We start from the raw sequence: 23,358 nt of genomic DNA on the forward strand, positions 1-23,358 counted from the left end.
GGAGGATTACATGAAAAACAACCTGGCTAAAAATCTTGAAAAAATAACTTTTAAGGTATGGCTACTATTTCTAATCCTGTCTCAAACTATTTATATCATCATGCAGACCTATACTATTCCCAGAATAAGCGATGAGGCTGGTGGGCTTTTGATCTTTGATATGAAGCCTTTAGGTTATACTTATGAGGATGCATATAAATTTCTATCGCAGCTATCAGAAAAAGGTTATAAACTGTATACGCACGTTCAATTACCATTGGATATTTTATTTCCTATCCTAAACGGCATAACTGGATTGTGTACCTTCATTTTGCTGATTCGTCTCTATAATAAGGTTAAGAATAAATCAGATTTATATTTATTTTCACCTTTTTCAAAAGCCACATTAACTCTCCCATTGATCGCTATGTTATTTGATTACATGGAAAACATGATGATATTCGTAATGCTTTCATATCAATCGGCAGTACCAAAAATGGTAGTCTATGTTGCAGATATTTTTACCATCATTAAAAGCATGTCGACTTCAATATTTTATATAATATCGTTCATTATTTTTATCATAAGCTGTGTAACCTGGATTAGAAATAGAACGAAAAAGGAGCAAATTCGTGGATAGTTTTGGGATTAGAGAAAAAAAAGCGGCACTTTTGAAGGTATCGATACTTGAGGAAATGCTTCGTCTGCTGAAAATAAAAAATCTTAATGATATAACCGTTGAAGAATTGTGTTCGAACATCAATACTACGAAAGTGACTTTTTTTAAATACTTTCATTACAAGGAACAAGTTTTGGATTACTTTGTAAGTAAGTGGCTTTATGACAGAAGCTTTGAGATCCACTGTAAAAGGTATCAAGGTGAAGAAGGATTATATACTGTATTTCAATCCATTTGTGAAGATGGTGAGCTTGGAAAAAAAATTATGGTATCGCTCATCCATTATTATAGTAAGCTTACCGAGAAACCAGACGCTATTGAACTTTCACCTTATGAATATTACTTATTTAATCAAGAAGCATTTGATCAAAAGGTAGACCCACTCAACTTGCATCAGGTTTTAACCTACTATCTTTCGGAAATAAAATCTATTCCCCCTTCTCGATATAATGAATTAGTGTGTCAATTAATCGCTTTAATGTATGGCGTTCCAATTCAAACACATATTATGGAACTAGATGATATGTATCCTTTCTACGAGATTGGTATCAAGATCATCATAGGGAAAAGTTTTAAATAATGCATTTACTTTAGTCCGAGTCACAATCGTTAATGGTTGTTTTATCAATAATAAAAGACCCATGACATTTTATTTCTGTCATGGGTTTTACTCATGGTGACTAACCACTAAAATCTAAATGTTTTATTTTATTATTAGCTCCTTCGGAAAAGACTCATTTTTCATCAGGTGCCATAAACTGTCGATGTAGGAAAGTGTGTAAAAGTTCTCATAATAATGATAGTAGTAGGATCCTTTTGTTGTCATGACATATTGATTGTTTTCCTTCTTAACAAAGCCTAATAATCTGGCAAGCCATAATTCAAACCTGTAATTATGTTCCAAACTCTCACCGAAAAACGATTGGAAATCAATTGGATCAACCTTCATTGAATACGCAGTCCAAAACAGGTAATATACCATTCTTTGCCTGCGCGAAAATTTCAGTTTTAAAGCGGTAGGCAACTGACCATTATTGATCCTTTTTTGATACTCGTCGAGATCGAAAGTATTTATTTTAAACTGGTCTTCAAGAAGGGTTGTAGCAGAGCAGCCAAATCCAAGGAAATTTTCCCTGGTCATCGAGGAATACTGTGATGTTCCGTGCTTTGAAAACGTCCAAATAGAATCACGTACATATCCTTTTTCCTGGCAATGCTCCACGATTTCATACAATAGCTTTTTCTTTTCTTTGTTTGTCATTTTTTTAAACTTTCGGTCTGTAAAAGTGAAATCGATAAATGGATAAATAGCAATATGATTCGCGCCATTATCAAAAGCGGTTTCAATATCCTCTTTTAAGATTTCAATTGTCTGGTTTGGTAATGCAAAGATAAAATCCATTGAAACCGTTTCGAAATGAACCTTTGCTAACGCCTTAAACATTCTGCTGTAATCAAATTCATCTCTGCCGAGAAGATTTAAATATTCAGGTTGAAAGGATTGAATTCCAATACTGATTTTTGTAACACCGGCAGCTTTAAGCACGGTCAGCTTCTCTTCCGTTACGTCACGAGGGTGCAGTTCTATCCCTATTCCTTCCGTGATGACAAAATATCTATCAATCTGCTGGATAATCTGTTTTATGTCATGTGCCAGAAGTGCAGGGGTGCCACCACCAAAGTAAAGGCTTGTCACTTGCTTTTTATTTACTCCTACAGTACTTCCCACCATTTCAATTTCTTTCAGCAACGCTTCAATATATGCATCGCTCAGACTTTTATTGTATTTAACCTTGCAATAAGGACAAAAATCGCAAAGGGATCTGCAAAACGGAATATGTACATATAATCCTAGTTTTTTTGTATTCTGATAATTCAACGTGTTTTCATATGTATCGGTAAAATGAAAGGGTCTAAACGATCTTGTCAGCCATGCTCTTGTTGCTTTTGTTAATACACTCATCTTTTTCCCCTTTTCTTTAAATATATCGCAGGTATGTCTTCAGCATATCTATTGTTACCTTGATTTTTCCATTAAATATAAGTGTGTATTCTGCCGCAAAGAAATACCCACACTTTTCACAGAGTCCTGGAACATCAATACATCTTCCGCAGATGGAAAGCTTTCCGTTTTCCATCACCACACATTGGTAACAGGGGGTCGGAAACTTATTGTGGACGATATAATGAAAGGCGGACTTCAAGTTGAAAACAGGATATCCCCTATCGATAAGTTCGCTTATTTCTTCACAGCAACGCCGCTTTTCATCAACGCTCAATGCCAAGTCAACCGTGTCGGGATACGGAGTATGAAAATTAAAGGATACAGCTTTGACCTTTGCCTTGTTCTTGGCAACATCACAAACATGTTGGATGCAGCCTTTGTTGATCTTGTTGATTGCCATATAAAAGCAGATATTATCAGAGGTCGCTTCATCAATATTTTTCATAATGATATCGTAGGTATTGCCACGAATGATGTTATGATGCTCTCTGTCACCGTCAAGACTCAGTAGAATTAAGTCTGCTTCAGGCAAATCTAGCTTTTGGGTTCCATTCGTAACGACATTAACAATATAAAATCCCATTTTTTTTGCTTCTATGACTAAGTCACGCAAAGTTTTATTTTCACTGCTCCACAAAAAGGTTTCTCCACCGCAAAAGAAAAGGATGCGAATCCCTTGTTTATACAATAGTTCCATTTCCTTTTTTATATTTTCATAGGGATGTACCACCGCAGTAAGATTATTTACCGAGCAATGCTTACAATGCAAATTACATTTGTCCGTAACAATAATCGTTCCCAGTATTGGTTTTTTTCTATGAAACAGTACAGTGCTTATTCCAAAAGCCCCAAGTTTTAACAAGTGTTTTAGTTTCATATTCAACCTCACATATAATTTGCTATTATGTCCTATTTTCGTAATTATTCGATATGAAGGATGATATGCCTACTCAAAATTTGGTAAATTTTATGAACAGTATGAAAAAGCACCCAAAATGGATGCTTACTTATGTTTCTAAATTTCACAAATTTACTTTATGATTCCGCATTCCACATGGCTTGATAAGAAAGTCGCCTAAATGGCAACTGGATCTTCAACTCTAGCGCCGATTATTAAATAACTAAAAATATAAGAAATATGAAACTACAAATAATAAGACTATTGATATTGAAGCTCTAGCCCAAGTCAATTTTTTACTTATTCCTGCTTTTTCTTCAAGGTAGTTGATATAGTTCATTGTTAATATAAAACCAAAAACTATCATTAGATAACCACCACTATTGAATTCTTCTACAAGATGCCCCATAGCTACTATTGCAATGAGTAACAAACCAATTGAGCCGATAAACATATTAAAAAATAGTCTTCGCTCCTTTTCCTTCATACAATCCCTCCATTAATCCAACAAATTATCACTTCCTAGTACCGACTCATTTTTTAACATTACTGCTCCATTAGTGGAAGAAGTCTCAGTACTATTCTCTATTTTTTTGCTCTCGTAAAAGTTTTATAATTTCTTCGTTTTGACTAATAATTGTTTTAAGACTTTGTTTAATTTCTTCTGTTGAGTCAGTTATCTTTTTTGAATCCTTAGCTAAAAATGGCAAGTAGTAAATTATAAATACACTAACACCTAGAACTAATAAAACTGGAAGTACCCCTACAAACCCCATATTTTCCAACTCCTTAAGCTGATATATTCAACAAAATGAGCTTACTCTCTGCTAAGGTAATAAAACTCTTTGTGTATTGCTTCATTAACAAAACTCACTCTGTAAATGGAACAAGCAAAAAAGCTGCCGAAGCAGCTATCACTTTTAACTTCTACCTACAAAAAGGGTATTTAATATGATGTTTTATTCATTTTTCTCCTGTAGAAAGCAAATAAAAGCAGAGCTAAACCTACAAAACCCCCTATTAATTGGTCTAATAAAAGTTCGCCGGTTTTAAAATATCTTAAAGTAAATGTGCCACCAAAAATTACTATTAAAAGGATTGCCAACCGAAAAGGATATAAGTTTATTTTCACTTCATCTACCTCCCTCATTAATCGTTTTACCACATAATTCCAATTTTGTTTATTTCAATGGCCCTTTTAACATAGAACTCTATTAATTAATTCGTACCCGCCACTTGTTTTTCACTTCATAATAGCGCGTTTCCGATAGCAATCTTAACGTCAGTTCCTCAGGTACTTCGTTGAGATCATAGGATCGAATCCGATATTTAGACTTATAGCGTCCATGTTGATCTTTTCCATCCAGTATTTCGCTGCTTGGATAGGTTTCATACGATTTTCCTTTGTTACCAACCAACACCTAAGTATTTAGTTCAACAGCTCACTGATTACTTCATAACTTAACTCATTAACATAGCGCAGCAAGATGATGATGCGCTCGTCCTCTGGTAAAGTGGCAATTAATTTCTCTAACTGCCGCTGCTTTTCTTTTTTTTAAAAAATAACCTCAGGATGATTCGGATTTGGAGCGAATTCTTCACTTATTTCTACTTGTTTCAATTTGTATTGCTTCTTACGAAATACATCCATACAATGATTGATCGCAACTCGATACATTCAACTAGAAAAAGCCCCTTGTCGATTATATTTTTCCAACTGATGATAGACCTTAATAAAGGCATCCTGAACTAAATCTTGTGCATCCTGTGGGTTTTTGGTCATGCGTAAAATCGTGGCATATAACTGATCTTTATATTTATTAATAATTTTTTCATAGGCTTGCTTGTTCCCGGTAAGGACCTCTTGGATCCACTCTATTTCCTCTTGCATAGTGACCCCCTGACTAAAAAGACCATGCGCATGTCTCGTTTAAGTAATTTCATTTTATATAACGAATATGAGTATAAATAATTTCATATAACGAATATGAGTATAAATAATTTCATATAAACAAAAAATTTTGGATAGAATCCCAGAATATTTTTTCAAAGTCGGGTATTCACTCCTAAGTTCGGGAGTTCTTGGTATCCTTTTTTCGCCAAAAAAATAGATCGTCTTTTGACGACCGACTCTTCATTAACAAGCAATAGTTATCGTTTCCAAACAGTTTGTGTTTCAGTTTATTGTTATGTTAACCTATTTCCTTCTTTTTTCAAACCAGCCGAACGCAACTTCCGCCTCAATGATTTCATTATTTGGTGAAACTAAAAAAATAATAAATGACCCGCTAGGTGGAAAGATAAATTTCCCATCTTCATCACTTACTAAAGTACTTTGGGGTGGTACTATCCGCCTAAATGCCATTATCCCGCTTCTTGGAAATCCTTGAACTAATTCAGCATATGCAATTTTTACTTTGGGCTTTGGAAGGGGTGTAAGGGCTGTGTTTGCGGGTGTCACATTATTCGAAATCATTGCCTTTCCTGGAGGAATGGGATTAAACCAAATTTCAGCTTCAAACGGTTGATTGGAATGATTGGTTATCGTAAACGCATTTACAAATAAATTGACATCAGATTTATACGGATTCACTAAGCCTCCCCACCCATTTTTTCCATTTCCAAAAAGAATGTGTTCCGTTTGTCCAACAAAATATCTTCCCTGCAAGGATTGATACAAGGGGTTAGGTACATTAACAGTTTTACTATAGTGTTCATTATTCTCCAATGGCAAAACTTCACTCCTTTCTATAGTTTTTCTAAAGTATTAGTACGATGAGCCAAGCTCAAAATGGAATGCATTATCCCTTCTTGTCAGGCGTGCAAATCACAGTGCAATTACCGGCATCATCACACACTATATCACAATGAATGACTCGTAAATCAGAACCAAAACAGACTAATGAGCAAAAAGGACCTACACAAACTAATTGGCAATTGTCCGGAATGTCTCTAATTGGAATAATTTTCACCTTAGAAAGTGAACAGGGTTGTACTATGGGATTTGAAAAGTGTTTAAAACAACAGCACTCATCTTTCTTTTTTTTCTTCTTTGACATACTCCTTTCACCTCCTTCATAACAGAATATTCATGAAGGGAGACAAGGGTATGGTTGTTTATCAAGGGGTTAAAAAATTGGGATCCTAAATAGTTATCAAATTACTTTGTATGGGGGATTAGTTATAATTTTAAAACCAAAATTTCTTTCAGTTAAAAGGCTTCATGCAAATAGCTTTTAGTTTTCATATCATCTGAATGTAGCTGACTGCATAAAGTATAGTTATAAAAAAATTTGCTTCATAAAATCTTGGAGGTGTTATTTATGATCTTTAATGATCACACCGATCATCAAAATATACCTCGTGATTTAAGAAAAGATGCGACAACAAAGACAATGCAATTAAACCATGAAACATATCAAAAAATAAATTGGAGTAAAGTGAAAGTTGAAAATAAGTTGGCTAAAGCTGGAATGCTTGTTAATACAAACCTACCTGTCATTCATAATCAAGATTCATTGATTTCTGTATGGGATTTAAGAAGGTATTCTTTTCTATTTAATAACTATATACCTTACACAGTTAATCCAAAGCTTTGGACACAGGGGAATTTAAATTTAAACACAGGGTTGTTCAAAATAACAGACAATATCTATCAGGTTAGAGGTTTTGATTTAGCCAATATGACGTTTGTTAAAGGAAGTACCGGCTGGATTGTCATTGATTGTTTGACGACAAAGGAAACGGCTAAAGCAGCTTTACAATTAGTTCATGATTATTTTGGGGAGATGCCAATAAGTGCAGTCATCATCACCCACTCTCATACAGACCATTATGGAGGGATCTTAGGGGTATTAGATGACGCTAAAGAGGATGCTAGGATTTATGCACCAATGAACTTTATTCATTCTGTTTTACAAGAGAATGGAAATGCTGGAGTTGCAATGACCCGGCGTGGTGTATATATGTACGGGACCGTTTTACCCCGCGATGAGAAAGGGCAGATCGACGATGGCATTGGAAAGAGTGTATCGATCGGAAACGTAACTTTTACTAACAATATTTATGAAATAAATGCAGAGCATGTAGAACAAGATGTTGATGGAATTGCTATGGAATTTCAATTAGCTTTGCACACTGAAGCACCTTCGGAAATGTTCATCTATATACCAGGTGAACGCTCTTTATGCATTGCCGAGCTTTGTAATGCGACCCTTCATAACTTTTATACGTTAAGAGGAGCTGAAGTAAGAGACCCAGTGGCTTGGGCAGCCAGCATCCAAAAGGCCATTGATTTATGGGGAATTAAATTAACATCAGTATTTGGCGTGCATAACTGGCCCCGTTTTGGAAACGAAGCAGCCATAGATTATTTGGAAAAACAAAGAGATTTATATCAATATATAAATGACCAAACATTAAGGCTGATTAATAAAGGGTATACAATTGACGAAGTTGGCAGAATGGTGAAACTTCCAGAGAGTCTTAAAGGAGAATGGTATAATAGTGAATTTTATGGAACCGTCAATCATAATGCAAAAGCGGTGTATCAGAAGTATATCGGCTGGTATAATGGAAACCCGGTTGATCTAAATAAATTATTACCTGAAGAATCAGCAAAAAAATATGTGGAATATATGGGTGGAGAGGAACGTGTTTTAGAGAAAGCCAACCAGGACTACATGAAAGGAGAATATCAATGGGTTGCAGAGGTTACAAAACAGATTATTTATGCTAATCCAAGTAACAGGGAAGCCAAAGTGCTTTGTGCCGATGCTTTAGAACAATTAGGTTATGTTGCAGAATCTGGTCCTTGGAGAAATGTGTATTTAACGGGAGCTCAAGAATTACGCTATGGTATTCTACCGGCTAGAGGTTCGATCATTACAAATGATGTATTAAATCATTTACCTCTTGCTGATGTGCTCTATTTACTTAGTATTCGAATAGAAGGACTAAATGCTGGGCGTTTAAATTACAAAATGAATTTTGTTATACCTGACAGAGAAGACGTTGCTTCAACAGAGCTGAAGCGAGGGATATTCCGATATTTGAATAATGAATTAGCTGAAGATGCTGCTGTTACGGTTACCATGCCAAAAGAAGTATTATATGAGTTAGCTGCAACGAATGAGAACCCTGATCCTTCAAAGATAAAAATAGAGGGTGATATTCATAAGTGGAATACGTTTTTATCCCTATTAGATACATTCGATCAAAATTTCAATATTATGACACCTGTCCCAAAGAAGTAATTTTACTTTATCCTAAAATATAAAACCTAATATCTACAAATAATTTCCTGTTTGATATTAGGTTTTTCATCAAATAATTTATGCAAATATCTTTCCCTCTTTAAAAAAGCTAATATACTACTGAATTGCTATTTTGTTGGTGATAATTACAACTCGGAAAAGGATGAATATCCTGGATCATGTTGTAGTTATAATGTTTCATTGCAAATTGTGAATGATATAAATATTCCATGACGTACACGCTGCCACCATACGCCTCACATAAGACCCCTGAAGTTCCTGTACCATCAATAAATGAAATTCCTACTGGCTGACCGAACAAGTACCCAATTTTTTGCTGCCAAGGCATTAAATTTCCCCCTTTAAAGTCAAATATTAATTACCTCATTTATTCAAGCATTACAAAAAACATCTCGGGATCTAAAACCCAGGATTTATTATAACCTAAAAATTTCCAATAAGTGACAATAAATCCTAACTGGTCAGCATGTGATGTTCCTGCTATATCCTGGTGTGCTTCCAGCTTATATGGCACACTTCCGTCTATTTTGATTGGATACAGATGGGGTAGATCAATGACAAACCCTTCTTGTGGTTTGATGAGCTTGCCGTCTTTGTCATAAACGGTTCCTTCATAAACTTCTTTTCTGCTGCTAATATCCAATGTATAGAACTTATCGAGTTTTTAACTTTTAACAAGTACTCTATAATTATCCAAATATATAACTTCATATCCCAGGGATTGCGAAAGCGCCGCAAACTCTTCAGGTCCAAGTATATATTCTGCATTATTATTCAGAAAGGATATGACATAGTAATAATTCAGTCCCCCACTTCCTCCAACAGGAAGATTTACCATAATCTCATTTGTATTTGAGTTAGTAAAGTTGGCAAGAACCAGCCATGGAGTGTAGGCCATACTGTATTTAGGATACAAAGGTATAACAGACCGCTGCATTGTCCTGCCGTCTTGTACTATTACTTTTATATTTTCATAAAAGGGATTCTCTGTCTTTTCACCTACAAGGTAAACGATATCCGCTATGTTGTCGCCATTTACATCTCCTATTTGTTGATCAAGTATATAAGTATTTTTCAAATTATCATTAATTCTATTACCTAAATGAATATATTGATTCCTATAAGAACTAAGGTATGGATTAGTAAAGTTATTCAAGGTGTTGACCTCCTCATATACATTTTACATTTAATGTATTATATGAAGGTCACACCAGATTCGGCAATATTATTATAGGCACTCAATTTACCGATTTTTCATACCTTTATTATTAGCGCTTTCACAGTAATTAAGGAGATGAAAAATGATGTCTCGGAACCCAACGACGAATGAATATACGGATGCCCAAAATGGAACGGTTGAATTATTTTTTTAATTTTAGTAAAATTTAGAAAATTAATCTAAATATGTTTTTTTCAGTATATCCTCGTATCTGGTTGATACGAAATAACCTCTTTTTATCCGGATCCATTGCCTGTATTGAGATCAATAATTCATGGGAATCAGACTTTATATTTAGAATTTCACAGTGATAATCGAAGCGATTAGATATAAAGAAGGATATGAGTAGGTCTTTAAGTATATATGAGTAATTCATTACCTGCTGGAGGTTACGATGAGTAGTTTTGGTGAAGAGATTCGAAGATTAGAAGAACGGTTTTTTGTGGGGCGAAAAACGGAATTGAGTAACTTTCGTAATTTCTTATGCAATATAGAGAATAAAGAACGTATCTTAAATATTAGTGGGACAGGAGGAATTGGGAAAAGCTTTTTGCTCGATCAGTTTCGGCGAATTTGCAACTCAGAAGGAATTCCTTTTTTTCTTTTGGACTGCTTGGATTTCACCAAAACTCCTAAAGGATTTGCCTTACGATTGCTCTCTATCTTAAATGTAGATGCCGAAGCGCATTGGAATGAAGGAAAGTTACTAGAGATTGCTGTGAAAGAATTTAATAAACGAGCTCAAGCTAATCGTTTAATTTTTGCTATAGATACATATGAAGAGATGAACGAGCTTGATGATTGGTTACGAAATTCCTTTTTAGTTGAATTATCTATTAATATTATGATTGTTTTGTCTGGTCGCTTCCCCTTAAAAGGGGGCTGGGTGTCGTCACCTGCTTGGAGAAGATTCATAAAATTTATGCCTTTGTCACCTTTTGACTATGAAACATGCAAGCAGTACACATCTAAATTTGGGAACGGGAGGGATAGCTTTGTAAGAAAGTCATATTTTATTACAAAAGGGCATCCTCTTACGTTATCTCTTTTCATTGGCCTTAATGAATTGGAAGGATTGAAGGACGAACAAGAACCAGAATTGCTATTGTGGAATGAAACCTTTAAAGAAATTGCTGGGCAGTGGCTGCGTGAAATCACTGATTCCACATTAATGGAGCTGTTGGAGGCTGTAACAATGGTTCGCGTATTTAATCAAGAAGTCCTCGAGAATATTACTGGAAAAGAAATCAGCAATGAGGAGTTTGAGAAGCTCATCCATCTCTCTTTTGTTCGAAAAAGTGAACGTGGCTGGTATTTACATCAGGTTCTCCGAAAAGCTCTCTATCAGGATTTCAGACTAAAAAAACCGCAAATTTATAATCAACTCTGGAAACGAAGCGTTAAATACCACTACAGTCTTTTTTCATCTCGGCATCATTCTATAGAAGAAAGAAATCTTTTTCTATTAGATTTTATCTATATTGTCGGGGATCCTGGTTTTCGTGCCATGTTTTATGATGATTCGATTGATCAATCCTACTATATTGAAACGGTTAATCAGGAAAATTTGTATGAAGCAGAACAATATTTTAAGGATATCCTTTCAAATCATCAAGATTATACCCAAGAGATGTACGATCCAGTTACAAATGAAAGACATTTATATACAATTCCGAAAGCTGTCAATGAAAAATGGTTTTCTTCGATTAAGCTTTCTGAAGTGATTTCTCTTGGCAGTGAAGTTGTTAGGTTACTCAAAAATGAAAAGCACGAAGCGGTTGGCATTTTTGTATACATTCCCATTCATAAAGGTTCCCTTTCATTGCTGGAACAGAATCCGATTACCCAATCTTATTTCCGGACCCTTTCAAAACAGGAGAGGAATAAGCTAAATGTGCCTCCAGAGTCGCCAGCAGGGTGGTTTCAATATATGATTGATTTTTCAAAGGATGGAAGTTCAGCAGCCCGATTCATGTACTTTCAAGCATATCTTTCCTACTATTTGAAAGGAGGAATCCTGGTGTATACGGCTCCCATGAAATATAATCAGGAGGCAGTCAAAGGGGTAGGGTATGTTGAAATACCAAGAACTACCCATTTTGGATTTGGTCCTCAATTTCCAGCACCGATGTTTGTACTCGATTTTAGAGAAGATAAAGAAATGAAGAAATTTGTGGAGTATCTTTATCAATCAACAGAAGACAATCATACAGATTCATCTCTTGATGCCATTTTATCTGGACTTACTCCACGTGAACGTGAAATAGCTCTTTTAACAATAACGTGTTTATCTAATCTAGAAATAGCCCAGAAGCTTTACTTATCAGAAATCACGGTAAAAAAGAATCTTAGCCGCATTTATGAGAAACTTAAGGTAAATGGAAAAAAGGAGCTGGTCAAAAAATTAATAAGCTCATAAATCCATGATTGACATTGAAAATTAGCTGTTTTCGATGTTTTTTCACGTTAAGGAAGCATAAATTTCCATCAAAGAAACAACTTGAATGAGTCAGAACTTTGAGTAATCATGTGTAAGTGCAGTGCAACCCTCCTATTTCTTCGCCTCTCCAAGGCTCGCCATTCGGCGAGTTTTCTTTATGTATACGAAATGGATACCCAAATATACGATTGAATATACCTTCGTATAATTACTTTCTTCCCCCATCGTCAATATAATGAAACCATACCGGAACAAGGAGTGAAGGAAGATGGAAAATCAGCGTGTAATTCACTTTAACAAAATAAAAGGAAGGAAAATTGCGCAAAGGTTTCTAATCAGTATTTGTTTTATTTTTGTATCACTTTTCTCAATTGCTGCAGTTTATGCTAAGGAAGAAAATCCAAAAGTTGAAATCAATGGTGTAGAGGTCTATTCCCCGATCTCATATGCAAAGAACGGAGAAATTTGGGTGGATGTAGATGCTTTTTTCCACGTTCTAAAAGCATCCTATGAACTCGATAAGCAAGAAAAAAACTTAATTTACAAGAATGAAACGATTTCTGTTAAAAAGCACAAAGATGGATTTGTAGCTAACGTGGATGATTTGGCGGAAGTAATCGATGTTACAAATATGAAAAAGGAGGAAGATGGATCGATTTACTTGTTAGTTTTGCCAGAAGGAACCGTTAAGATTTCACCAGTCGTTCCGCAAATGGGGGAACATTGGATAAATCCTCAAGAGGATATCCTAATTTTAGAAAATGACGATCCGGTTTTTAAAACGATATACGGGATTTACCAAGGAAAATTAGTTTTCATTGAACAAATGATTTCACAGAAATACTTTACAGAAGGAAAGAGTTTCGTCAATTTTGCCGGCATGAAGGGGCTCCCTTCACCAGCAATCGACCATACGAATATCGAATTTATCCCTAGTGGCCATGATGGTTACACAATGCCACATTACGACATTCACCATTACTTCATCACCCCAGAAGAACAAGAAAAGATCAGGTTAGGTGAAGACTCTCATCGTTAATTTGGCAGAGTTACTCTTTATTCTGATCGAGCTTATTAAAATTAAGAAAACAAAAGGAGAGTTGAACATGTTTAATCGTTTTGATCTGTATGCTCCAGTTCATAAAGGGATTCGCTTCGCATTAAGTGGATTATGCTATCAGGCAGGTTCAGTTGATCATTCTGATAAAGAAAAAGTGAACGCATTTGTTGAGGAATTTAGGCAGGTAACCATTATTTTAGAAGCACATTCAAGAGATGAGGATGCGAATATTAATGATTCATATGAAAAATTTGCACCTATGACACTGTTTCTATTGGAGAAAGAACACGGAGCATTGGAACAAAAGCTTGAACAGCTTATTGATTTAGTGGATCAGTTAGAATCGAAAAAGCAAAATTCAAACGAGCTAAAGAGGATTTGGTACCAACTTGGGAAAGATCTGAACGGCTTCACAGCGGATTATTTTAGCCATCTTCAAAGTGAAGAAGGACCAGGCATGAAAGCATTATGGGAGAATCTTAACGATGACCAATTAAAAGTGATCTCCATAAACATCCGTTCCTCTATTCCTCCACAAACAATGTCGATCTTTATGCACTATATGATTCCAGCGATCAGTCATTTAGAACGGGTAGAGATGTTTAGCGATATGAAAAGATTTGCACCAAAAGAAGCATATACAGGTATGTTGAGTTTAGCAAAGTCTCGTTTGGATCAAGAAAGCTGGGAACAACTGTATTCAGCGTTAGATGGAATCAATGCGAAGGAGTCGAGTGATTAGAATGAATATTCTTGTTATCGGTGGTACAGGTACTGTAGGCAGTCAGGTGGTTTCAGAGCTTTTAAAGCGCAAAGCAACCGTCAGTATTCTTACACGAGATCCAAGTAAAATTACGTATAAACATTTAAACTCGGAATGGATACAAGGTGATTTGGAGGTGCCGGAAAGCCTAGCTGGAACATTTGATCAATTCGATGCGGTGTTTCTCTTAACTAGCATGTCTCAGACTGAAACAAGCCAAGGAGTTACAGCTGTTAAAGAAGCTAGAAAAGCAGGGGTTCGCAAAATCGTATATTTATCCGCTCCAATGTATGAAAGTATGTTACACATTCCTCATATAAAAAGTAAGATCGGGATCGAAGAGGAGATTAAGAAATCTGGCATAGATTACACAATTTTAAGACCGAATAATTTCTTTCAAAATGATTACTGGTTTCGTGATGCTATCCTTAAAGAGGGGGTCTATCCACAACCACTTGGTTCTGTTGGATTGAATCGAATTGACGTTGGAGATATCGCTTATGCTGCTGCAAACGCACTCCTTTTTAACGGCTATGAGGGAATAGAATATCCTATCTACGGTTCTCAAGTATTAACAGGGGAAGCAATCGCTGAAACGTATAGTCGTCATACTGGTACTACTGTTCGATATATTGGAGATGATTTAGATTCATGGTATCAACAAGCTATTAAAACAATGCCTGAATGGCTTGCTAGAGATTATTGTGTCATGTACGAATGCTTCCAAAGATTTGGATGCTTAGGAACGGAGCAGGACTTTATACTTCAGAAAACATTACTTCAACGGGAGCCCCGTTCATTTGACGATTTCGTAGCGGATACTGTTGCACGTTGGAAAAAACAAATGTAAATGTAGTGCTATGGTTACAGCTGGTCATTTAGAAGAAATATTTTAATTCGTAGTTCGATAACTTGCATAGCTTGTTCCATAATCTGAGGCTTTACTTGAATTGTTTGCAGCATGAAGTTTAAGAACGATCTTCCTTTTAAGAGTGCTTTTATGAAGTAACTAAAGCCTAATTTCTCAATTACAACACCGAGAAATTAGGCTTTTTGAATTTCCTTAACGTTTTAAATTCGCGTTTCCTGATGGTACACTTATAATTGATTGGATGAAAATAATTAAGAAACCCAGCTATCTTCTCATGTGAAGGTAGCCATCAAGTTGGTTGTGAAAAATGGATTTATCCCCACTGTAATACCTTACACCTCTTCAATCCCCTCAAGACAGCTAGCCAGTAATTTGATTCCTTCTTCAATTTCTTCAACGGATAATCCACCAAATCCTAACAAAATATAGGAATGACAATCGGGAGTTGGATTAAGCCAAAACCTTACCGGCGAATACACTCTGACACCCTTCTTTAGAGCCCTTTCGATTAGCTCGATGGCGGTTATACCTTTTAGCTTCAATAAGATATGCAAGCCTGATTTTTCTACGACAACTTCTACTTGAGGACCAATATATTGTTCAATACTCTTGAGTAGAGCTTGATGTTTTTTTTGATATAGCTTCCGCATCCTTCGAACATGCCTTTCAAATTCCCCGGATTGCATAAACAGAACCATAGCTCTCTGAATGATAGGTGAGACAGATTGATTATAGGCCGCGAACTTTTGTGAATATTGAGCAATAAGCGAAGTTGGAAAAACAATATAACTTAATCGGACTGAAGGTAGAAAGGATTTAGAAAATGTCCCTAAATAAATGACCCTTTCCTCTTCATCCAGGGATTTCAGTGAAGGAATCGGCTGGCCCAGGTATCGAAACTCGCTGTCATAATCATCCTCAATAATGTATCCTTCTGATTGATACGCCCATTTTAGTAGTTGCATTCTTTTTGTAATAGGCAGAACCATACCAATCGGAAATTGGTGAGAAGGCGTTACGTATACGGCATGGGAAGAGCTTGTGAGCAAGTGTTCAACTGACAAGCCGTCCTTCTCAAGCGGCACGGGTTCAATATGGCATTTGTGGTCCTCTAAAACTGAGCGCACCCCACTGTAACCCGGTTCTTCCATGGCCACAAATTCCCCTTGAAGATCTAATAGCTGGCAGATCAATGCTATTGAAGCCTGTGTTCCGGCAGTGATAATTATCTGATCAGGTGTAGAACGTACACCTCTGGATTGCAGTAAATAGTTTGAAATCTCCTGCCGCAATGCGAACTCACCCTGTTTTTCACTATACTGAAATAGCCAGTTGTTTTCTTGATCAACCGCATCTGACAGACACTTTTTCCACTTCTTCAAAGGGAATTTATCAAGATCGACATTCCCATATTCAAAATCAACAAAATTGTGGCTTGTCGGCTCACTTTCCAAACGAATAGGCTGTTCCACCACAATCGGATGCAGTGGTGGTTTCTCAATCTCAGCTACCCATATTCCACTTTTAGGGACACTTTCGAGGTAACCCTCTGATTGTAACTGCTGATAAGCTGCCTCAACCGTGTTGCGACTGATCTTTAAATGGGTCGTTAACTGGCGAATCGAAGGCATCTTTGTTCCTGGTAAAAGCCTACCTCCCTCTATTTCCTTCTTTATCCAATGATATAACTGGTTGTATAATGGCTCTGGCAATTCCTTATCTAAAAAAGGGGTAAATTCCACTATTGATCCTCCATCTGTCCCTATTAAACTTATTATTTCTGTCACTTTTATTGAGCACAGTTATTTTCTAAAATGATTTTATCATTAAAAGTGAGGATGGGATGGAAAAATGCATAACGTTCGCCAAGAAAATTTAGTATGTACAGATGATAAGCGCATTGATCAGTTTTTAAGCCGGACACGGACTGGTTACCTTGGTTTAACGGATGGGGAGCTTCCTTATGTTGTTCCATTGAATTTTGTCTGGATGAATGAGGCTGTATATTTTCATGGAGCTGCACATGGGAGAAAAATTGATTTGATTCATGCCAATCCCAACTGTTGTTTCACCGTAGCTGAAGATTACGGAACGATGGTAAACCCTATACCCGCCAAGACAGATACTGCTTACACGAGTGTGATGCTATTCGGAGCACTCGAAACAGTAACGGATTTAAACGAAGCGACCGCGGTCATGCAAGCCATGCTCGATAAGTACGTGCCAGGCTACTATGATAAAAGCCTTTCACCATCTCATGTTGAAAAGTACCACTCATCTCTAGGAAGTCATACTGTTGTTTTTAGACTTATTCCTAGTGAACGAACTGCAAAGGAAAATCAGTTGGATATGGAATTAGCTTTTTATCCGGGCAGAAAAGTTGGGATGGATTGCTAGATTTAACCAACGTCCTTTTCTTGAATAATCACTATTTAGACGTTGCGGGTAAATAAAAGTTGTGTTTTTTAACAAAAAAATTGCTGCCTTAGTGACAGCAATTTTTTATATCATTTATATGTTAAAATTACTAATCTTTTTTATATTTTAGTAATGTCATGTTTTTACCACTAACTTCATTTTAATTATTCGGCCCCGGAAGTAAAAAAGAGCATCCACTTTATACTTTATGAAGTTAAGTGTTTCAGCATTTTATTCCTCAAATAGAAATAGTAAATGATTTGAATGGTTAGGTAAATTCCGGCAATGAGAAAGAAATGGAACAGTATATCCAGGTTATTCATAATCCCGCCAACATCCGTTGACAGGATAACCACGTAAAGGCCCGCCAATACTGTCCCGATCATGGTAGGTACAAAGAAGAGCATTAACAATTCACTTGAGATATTCTTTTTAACTTCCTTCAACGTCATCCCTATTTTATACAGCTTTTGATATTTCGCTTTTTCCTCCTCAATCTCTGAGAAAAGGTTTAAGTATAAAAGTATGAAAGTACCAAAGAAAAACATGATGCTAAGAAAGGTGGTCACAAAAAACATGATGCCGCTTGAATTCCTGTTGTTGTGGTAATCATCAATCTTGGACGCTATGCGGAACAGCTCTTCTTCAGATGAAAACTCAGTGCGATGGTCATCAATTGGGGCTGTATTCCGATTATAGTTCACGAATTGTTCGCTTAACTTCTCTACGGCTCCGGCTGTTGCCTTCCAGTTGTACACATTGATTAAATGAAGATTGGATTCATACCCATTTAAGATGGAGGCCAAATAGTCAAATTCATTTTGATTTACTACGATAAATTCATTCGTATTTGGCAGTAGGTTAATGGTTTTTTGAAACACTTTCTCCTTAAATAGATAGCTAGCCTTTTCGTTATTAATTGATAGTTCGAGAGATTGATTAATTTCAACATCTCCATATTCTGGCTCGATGTTTAAATAGACGAGATATTCCTTACCTTGCAATTTCACTTGGCCCGAAGTTAATTTGTTGAAATCGGTAAGTGACATGAAATAATAGGGTTGAACCCCCTCAACATTTGGTTGCTTTTCATAGTGCGTAAAAATCGGAATGACAAAATGCTCTTTAATAGGATGATCCTGTTGGTCCAGAACAGCATAAAGCTCATCTTCAGACAGATTATTTTTTGTTTCAGTCTGATAAAAGGCAACATCATAAGGATTATTGCTTACGGCATCCGTTTCGGAAGACTTATAGAACGTAAGCAACAAAGTGCTGTAAAAGATTGTAATCATCGTCATGACAGAAACGAGCATAAAAATCGACGTAAGCTGTTTAAACTTGTATTCAAGGCTGGTTAAGAATAACATCGTGCGAAAATACAATCCGGGGATATTTTTTGCGGCCTTGATCAATAAACTACTAAACTGGATCAGTGATATGTACAAACCCAATAAAACTCCAATGGTCCATAACAGCAATAATTCTCCAGATGAATCTTTATAAGTAACATACAGGCTTAGCAAAGATCCAACCATTATGACCCAACCGAAAAACCCGAGGATTGGACTTCTCATCTTGACCGTTTCGGAAACCCTGTTACTCTTCATGCTGATGATTACGCTGCTTTCAAGCGTAAGAAATAGCGATTTCCCAACCGCAAATAAAAAAACAACCAGAAAAGCCCCAAGTGAGTACATAAACATTTTTCCGTTTAAATGGAACGAAACGTCCTGAAGCCCAACACGGCTCATTAACAACATGAAAAATAATCTCGAGAAAACAGTTCCCGCCAGCAAGCCAGATACGATCGAAGCAACAGCAATTACCCCATTTTCGAAAACGAGTAGTCTAGTAATATCGCGCTTGGACATACCCAATGTCATGAAAAGCCCGAACTCACTTCTTCTTCTTTTCATAAAAACATTATGGGCATAGCTAATGAAAAAGATGGTAAATACAATCAGGGCAACTCCCGGAACCGACAAGGCATCCTGGATTCCGTCCAGCTTCTTTGCCTTCTCAATCTGGTTATTAAAATATACGGTTGAGAACATAAAGAAAAACATGACAGCAAAACTGTTGCACAAATAGTAAAAGATGTACTTTTTATATTGAACCTTGGCCATCTTCCAAATGACTTGATTAAATGTCATAGGATTTCCCCCCTAAGACAGCCAGGTTATCCATGATTTGATTCAGAAACTCCTTCCTGCTCCCTTTTTTGACAATGGTAGAGTGGATGAGGCCGTCTTTGATAAAAACAACCTTCTGACAATAGCTAGCGGCGAAGACATCGTGCGTAACAAGAAGTACCGTTGTCGAAAGTTCATTAACGATTTTTTCAAAACATTCCATGATGACCGCGGATGATTTAGAATCTAAATTCCCAGTGGGTTCATCAGCAAAAAGAATCGCAGGTTCATTCACCAATGCCCTGCTAACGGCCGTTCGCTGCTGCTGGCCACCGGAAATCGTATATGGATACTTAGACAAGATGGGATCAATTTCAAAAAGATTCGCCAGATATTCAAGCTTTCCTTCCATTTCAGCCGCATTTTTCCTCTCGAGGACCATCGGAAGCAGGATATTTTCTTTAACGGTTAAGCTATCTAACAAATTGAAATCCTGAAACACAAACCCTAGCTTTTTCCGGCGAAAAATAGCAAGGTCATCTCCTTTCATCTCGCATATTTTCTGGCCTGAGATAATGACATCCCCTGAGGTTGGCTGATCAATCCCGCTCAACACATTTAGCAGTGTAGTTTTTCCGCTGCCGGAAGGTCCCATAACCGCTATAAACTCTCCTTCTTTAACGGACAGGCTTACCCCGCCCAAAGCTGTGGTCGATCCTTCCCCAATTGTCCCTCCGTAAATTTTCACGATATTTTTCACATCCAAAATAACCATTGGTTTTCCTCCCCGTTTCGCAATACTATCATTTTAAGAGACATAAAGAATTGCAACCATCGCAAACGCTAAAAATACCTTACATTTTTGTAAGGTATCATGACTATGGTTAAAATGGATTTAGGAGCGGGTTATTTGGGTTCCCGCCAACCACCGGATTGTCACAGCAGTACCTTTAAATGGCTCGGATTGAATATTGATAGTCGCCCCGAGCTTGTCGGCAATTTTTTTGCTTAGGTACAACCCAATCCCAGTGGAGTTCGAGAATGTCCTTCCGTTTTCGCCAGTAAAAAAGGGCTGAAAGACTCGCTCAAGATCATAGGCAGGTATGCCAACACCTTCATCCTTGATGGTTAAGCTGATATGTTTGCCATTTGTCTCAATTTGAAAGATAAGCTTTTTGTTCCCAGCTATCGGGCCGGAATATTTTATCGCATTTGAAATGATCTGAACCAACAGAATTTCGTTCCACTTTGGATCTGTGATAATAAAGGCATTCTCGCCTTTGAATTCAATAGAAGGATAGATTGACTGATAGATACATTCTTTCTTTCTATCGTTTATCAATTTTCGTAATATTGGGAGTAAATCTACTGACCGTACCTCAAGGTCATTTTCAAAACTCTCCATTCTAATCATCGTAAGACCTTGCTGGATGTATGTATGAAGTCGATTATTTTCATGCTTAATTTTCTCGAAAATTTCGGCTGCTTCGTTTGTTTTTTCCTCGTTATTTATGATGAGCTCAATCACAGACACAGGTGTTTTTAAATGGTGCATCCAGTGGGATAGAAAGTAGAGTCTCTCTTTATTATTTTCCTTCAATTCGTTGTTTTTTCGGGTGTATTCTTCTGTCATTTTATATATTATTTGCTGGAACGCCCTCTGTTCTTCCGTATGCGGCTGGAACTCCGCACCTTGATTCTTTAATATAAGTGCAATTGCCCGATTTGTGGGGTAGTAACGAATCCAGTCAATGGCGAGGGATACAATTAATAAAAAAACGCCAATCGACACGGGATAGAAAATCTCTGTATTCGCAGGTTCATTGAGATGGTAAAAGGTTATGATAGAGGCCATACTTGCCAAGTACAGCATGATGTTAAGGAATCTGTCTTTTATAAACCTCGTAAAGATCTCTTTTAACATCATCAATCCCTCATCGTAACAGAATCATATAACCTGTACCCTACTCCTCTTTTACTTTTCACCACATGATTTGCCCCCAGTTCCAACAGTAAATGCCTAATCCTAGTCATATTAACCGTAAGTGTATTATCATCAATAAATGTGACTGAATCCCATACTTCTTCTATCAGCTCTTCTCTAGATACAAACTCACCATCATGCTCCATTAATTTCTTCATCAGTTTATATTCGTTTTTCGAAAGTTCAACCTGATTCCCGCCATAGGTTAAGGTAAGAGTCTTGGCATCTATACAAAGGGAACCTACACACAAGGTATTCGTTTCCTTTACTGAGTACTCTCCGTAAACTCTCCTGATAGTGGCTTTTACTTTCGACTGCAGCATCTCAAAAGTAAATGGCTTCGTAATATAATCATCTGCCCCGAGCTCTATAGCCATAATTTGATCCGTCTCGTGGCTTCTCGCTGACATCATCAGAATCGGTACATTAGACTGCTTTCGAAAACTCCTGCACAAATAATATCCATCGTAGTAAGGCAAAGTAATATCCAGCAGTACAAGGTCAGGATTTGAATGAGCAAATTTTTCCTCGATATTTGAAAAATGATCTGGAAGATGCACTTCATACCCGTACCGTTCCAGATTTTCCTTAATTAATTCACAAAGCTGGGGATCATCCTCAATAAGCAATATTTTGTACACGTCCGGTTCTCCCTTTTAAACTTATTCAATTCAAGTATAAATTGTAAAAGACATTAAATCATACTCTACTCTTTTTCTGTGATATTTTGTTTGATTGTCTTTCCATTTCTGACCTTCGCCCATTGTTCGACCTTGTTCTTTTTGTTCAAATAAAATAGGTATTCAATATTGCTTTCTTTACCATCTTCTAATGGTTTCACAAGATACGTTCTCGTTGCTGCCCACCATGCATCGTGTGACTGTCTATCTACCACTATAATATCAAAACCTAATTTCGTCTCGATTTGTTGAACTTCCTTGTATCTGTCAACCGACTGCCATGCGATTAATCCGACCACCACTAGAAGTACCATTCCTATGCCGACAAACTTGAACCATTTTGAATTATCCCTTCTAATTTCCGCCACTTTACCCGCCTCTTTTTTTCTATATTTAATCCAACACTTAAGTTCTCACAATGTAACATAAATTAATAATTCACAAAGTTTGCACGCCCCATTAGTGGAACAAGAAAAGGGAACTGCCATAGCACCCCCTTTTTCTTAACTCATGTACCCGATAGTTAATAATTAACCATGATAATAATCCCATAAAAGAAAACAGCTATAGGAAAAATAATAAAAATCCAATTAAAAAGTTGTAAAACTATTAACAAAAAAATTTTCTTTTTTCCTTCTAACTTTCTTATGTATATAAAGGAAATCAAACCAATTACAGGTGTAAATAAACCAGTTACACCGTAATTCGGCTCAGATGCATCTATTAACTCTTCAATTAAAAAGGCAGAGAAAATTAAATTGATAACTAATAAAAACAATGGAATCAATAGATTCACTTTTTTCATTGTTGTATCAGCCAATTAAAACAACCTCCATTTTCTAGCTTTATAAAATTAACCTGACTAATAAATCCACATCCTTAAAATAACAATTTCTAGATTCAACTAGATATACCTGCTTCTTCACCCCTGTTCTGTTAGTACAAAAAGAA

26 protein-coding genes and 1 pseudogene are annotated in these 23,358 nt (G+C 36.5%); 8 read left to right on the forward strand and 19 right to left on the reverse strand.

All coding sequences use genetic code 11. From position 1 onward, the window contains the following. The first annotated feature begins 10 nt into the window (after nt 1-10). Both ACI48O_RS14150 and ACI48O_RS14155 read left to right on the forward strand, forming a co-directional pair. Nucleotides 11-619 (forward strand): hypothetical protein, encoded by a 609-nt coding sequence (locus ACI48O_RS14150; protein WP_435562474.1) that lies wholly within the window; start codon nt 11-13, stop codon nt 617-619. Then, nucleotides 612-1,238, forward strand: a complete 627-nt coding sequence (locus tag ACI48O_RS14155; RefSeq protein WP_435562475.1) for a hypothetical protein — start codon at nt 612-614, stop codon at nt 1,236-1,238. Before ACI48O_RS14150 ends, ACI48O_RS14155 begins: the two co-directional genes overlap by 8 nt. 123 nt (nt 1,239-1,361) lie before the next feature. On the opposite strand, the gene ACI48O_RS14160 is transcribed toward ACI48O_RS14155, so the two are convergent. From ACI48O_RS14160 to ACI48O_RS14200, 9 genes and pseudogenes are all read right to left on the reverse strand, one after another. Then, nucleotides 1,362-2,621 carry a coproporphyrinogen-III oxidase family protein gene (locus ACI48O_RS14160; protein WP_435562476.1) on the reverse strand — a complete coding sequence of 420 codons (1,260 nt, stop codon included), beginning with the start codon at nt 2,619-2,621 and terminating at the stop codon, nt 1,362-1,364. 16 nt (nt 2,622-2,637) lie between these two features. After that, on the reverse strand, nt 2,638-3,540 hold the full coding sequence (locus ACI48O_RS14165) for a radical SAM protein (RefSeq protein ID WP_435562477.1): 903 nt from the start codon (nt 3,538-3,540) through the stop codon (nt 2,638-2,640). Between the two features lie 244 nt (nt 3,541-3,784). Beyond that, the gene (locus ACI48O_RS14170) at nt 3,785-4,048 is read right to left on the reverse strand and encodes a hypothetical protein (RefSeq protein ID WP_435562478.1); all 264 of its coding nucleotides are present in this window, start codon (nt 4,046-4,048) and stop codon (nt 3,785-3,787) included. Nucleotides 4,049-4,139: 91 nt separating this feature from the next. Next, on the reverse strand, nt 4,140-4,337 hold the full coding sequence (locus tag ACI48O_RS14175) for a hypothetical protein (RefSeq protein ID WP_435562479.1): 198 nt from the start codon (nt 4,335-4,337) through the stop codon (nt 4,140-4,142). 170 nt (nt 4,338-4,507) lie between these two features. Continuing rightward, a complete protein-coding gene (locus ACI48O_RS14180; protein ID WP_435562480.1) occupies nt 4,508-4,693 on the reverse strand; it encodes a hypothetical protein in 186 nt (61 codons plus the stop codon). Between the two features lie 297 nt (nt 4,694-4,990). Next, a pseudogene (locus tag ACI48O_RS14185) lies at nt 4,991-5,089 on the reverse strand (sigma factor-like helix-turn-helix DNA-binding protein); the annotation flags it as partial. Between the two features lie 27 nt (nt 5,090-5,116). Further along, on the reverse strand, nt 5,117-5,239 hold the full coding sequence (locus ACI48O_RS14190) for an RNA polymerase sigma factor (protein ID WP_435562481.1): 123 nt from the start codon (nt 5,237-5,239) through the stop codon (nt 5,117-5,119). Beyond that, on the reverse strand, nt 5,240-5,452 hold the full coding sequence (locus tag ACI48O_RS14195) for an RNA polymerase sigma factor (protein ID WP_435562482.1): 213 nt from the start codon (nt 5,450-5,452) through the stop codon (nt 5,240-5,242). 306 nt (nt 5,453-5,758) lie between these two features. Beyond that, nucleotides 5,759-6,295 carry a DUF6143 family protein gene (locus ACI48O_RS14200; RefSeq protein ID WP_435562483.1) on the reverse strand — a complete coding sequence of 179 codons (537 nt, stop codon included), beginning with the start codon at nt 6,293-6,295 and terminating at the stop codon, nt 5,759-5,761. Between the two features lie 589 nt (nt 6,296-6,884). Here ACI48O_RS14200 and ACI48O_RS14205 point away from each other — a divergent pair. Further along, the gene (locus tag ACI48O_RS14205; protein ID WP_435562484.1) at nt 6,885-8,816 is read left to right on the forward strand and encodes an alkyl/aryl-sulfatase; all 1,932 of its coding nucleotides are present in this window, start codon (nt 6,885-6,887) and stop codon (nt 8,814-8,816) included. A gap of 109 nt (nt 8,817-8,925) precedes the next feature. On the opposite strand, the gene ACI48O_RS14210 is transcribed toward ACI48O_RS14205, so the two are convergent. Genes ACI48O_RS14210 through ACI48O_RS14220 form a run of 3 tightly spaced genes read right to left on the reverse strand, consistent with a single transcriptional unit; the run spans nt 8,926 to nt 9,993 of the window. After that, nucleotides 8,926-9,165: a hypothetical protein gene (locus ACI48O_RS14210; protein WP_435562485.1), complete on the reverse strand. Its 240-nt coding sequence runs from the start codon at nt 9,163-9,165 to the stop codon at nt 8,926-8,928. A gap of 39 nt (nt 9,166-9,204) precedes the next feature. After that, nucleotides 9,205-9,480, reverse strand: a complete 276-nt coding sequence (locus ACI48O_RS14215) for a hypothetical protein (protein ID WP_435562486.1) — start codon at nt 9,478-9,480, stop codon at nt 9,205-9,207. A gap of 21 nt (nt 9,481-9,501) precedes the next feature. Next, the gene (locus tag ACI48O_RS14220) at nt 9,502-9,993 is read right to left on the reverse strand and encodes a hypothetical protein (protein ID WP_435562487.1); all 492 of its coding nucleotides are present in this window, start codon (nt 9,991-9,993) and stop codon (nt 9,502-9,504) included. A 457-nt stretch (nt 9,994-10,450) separates the two neighbouring features. On the opposite strand from ACI48O_RS14220, the gene ACI48O_RS14225 reads away from it, so the two are divergent. From ACI48O_RS14225 to ACI48O_RS14240, 4 genes are all read left to right on the forward strand, one after another. Further along, nucleotides 10,451-12,475, forward strand: a complete 2,025-nt coding sequence (locus tag ACI48O_RS14225; RefSeq protein ID WP_435562488.1) for a LuxR C-terminal-related transcriptional regulator — start codon at nt 10,451-10,453, stop codon at nt 12,473-12,475. A gap of 289 nt (nt 12,476-12,764) precedes the next feature. Then, nucleotides 12,765-13,535, forward strand: coding sequence for a hypothetical protein (locus ACI48O_RS14230; RefSeq protein ID WP_435562489.1), 771 nt, complete (start codon nt 12,765-12,767; stop codon nt 13,533-13,535). A gap of 67 nt (nt 13,536-13,602) precedes the next feature. Continuing rightward, the gene (locus ACI48O_RS14235; protein ID WP_435562490.1) at nt 13,603-14,298 is read left to right on the forward strand and encodes a hemerythrin domain-containing protein; all 696 of its coding nucleotides are present in this window, start codon (nt 13,603-13,605) and stop codon (nt 14,296-14,298) included. A gap of 1 nt (nt 14,299) precedes the next feature. After that, complete coding sequence (locus tag ACI48O_RS14240) at nt 14,300-15,169, forward strand: SDR family oxidoreductase (RefSeq protein WP_435562491.1); 870 nt, start codon at nt 14,300-14,302, stop codon at nt 15,167-15,169. A 353-nt stretch (nt 15,170-15,522) separates the two neighbouring features. Here ACI48O_RS14240 and pdxR read toward each other — a convergent pair whose 3' ends face one another. Then, nucleotides 15,523-16,932, reverse strand: coding sequence for a MocR-like pyridoxine biosynthesis transcription factor PdxR (pdxR, locus tag ACI48O_RS14245; protein WP_435562492.1), 1,410 nt, complete (start codon nt 16,930-16,932; stop codon nt 15,523-15,525). Nucleotides 16,933-17,041: 109 nt separating this feature from the next. Between pdxR and ACI48O_RS14250 the strand changes: the two genes are divergently transcribed. Then, nucleotides 17,042-17,587, forward strand: coding sequence for a pyridoxamine 5'-phosphate oxidase family protein (locus ACI48O_RS14250; protein ID WP_435562493.1), 546 nt, complete (start codon nt 17,042-17,044; stop codon nt 17,585-17,587). A 227-nt stretch (nt 17,588-17,814) separates the two neighbouring features. Here the strand turns inward: ACI48O_RS14250 and ACI48O_RS14255 are convergent, their stop codons facing one another. The 6 genes from ACI48O_RS14255 to ACI48O_RS14280 all read right to left on the reverse strand — a co-directional run bounded on the left by ACI48O_RS14255 (nt 17,815) and on the right by ACI48O_RS14280 (nt 23,227). Continuing rightward, complete coding sequence (locus ACI48O_RS14255) at nt 17,815-19,764, reverse strand: FtsX-like permease family protein (protein ID WP_435562494.1); 1,950 nt, start codon at nt 19,762-19,764, stop codon at nt 17,815-17,817. Beyond that, nucleotides 19,754-20,518 carry an ABC transporter ATP-binding protein gene (locus ACI48O_RS14260; protein ID WP_435562495.1) on the reverse strand — a complete coding sequence of 255 codons (765 nt, stop codon included), beginning with the start codon at nt 20,516-20,518 and terminating at the stop codon, nt 19,754-19,756. The genes ACI48O_RS14255 and ACI48O_RS14260 overlap by 11 nt, the downstream gene beginning before the upstream one ends. Nucleotides 20,519-20,638: 120 nt before the next feature. Further along, a complete protein-coding gene (locus ACI48O_RS14265) occupies nt 20,639-21,670 on the reverse strand; it encodes a sensor histidine kinase (RefSeq protein ID WP_435562496.1) in 1,032 nt (343 codons plus the stop codon). Next, complete coding sequence (locus tag ACI48O_RS14270) at nt 21,670-22,368, reverse strand: response regulator transcription factor (protein WP_435562497.1); 699 nt, start codon at nt 22,366-22,368, stop codon at nt 21,670-21,672. The genes ACI48O_RS14265 and ACI48O_RS14270 overlap by 1 nt, the downstream gene beginning before the upstream one ends. 65 nt (nt 22,369-22,433) lie before the next feature. Then, nucleotides 22,434-22,775, reverse strand: coding sequence for a hypothetical protein (locus ACI48O_RS14275; RefSeq protein WP_435562498.1), 342 nt, complete (start codon nt 22,773-22,775; stop codon nt 22,434-22,436). Nucleotides 22,776-22,930: 155 nt separating this feature from the next. Then, nucleotides 22,931-23,227: a hypothetical protein gene (locus ACI48O_RS14280; RefSeq protein ID WP_435562499.1), complete on the reverse strand. Its 297-nt coding sequence runs from the start codon at nt 23,225-23,227 to the stop codon at nt 22,931-22,933. Between the last annotated feature and the right edge of the window lie 131 nt (nt 23,228-23,358).

The organism is Neobacillus terrisolis (assembly GCF_051233475.1).
Classification (GTDB): domain Bacteria; phylum Bacillota; class Bacilli; order Bacillales; family Cytobacillaceae; genus Bacillus_BU.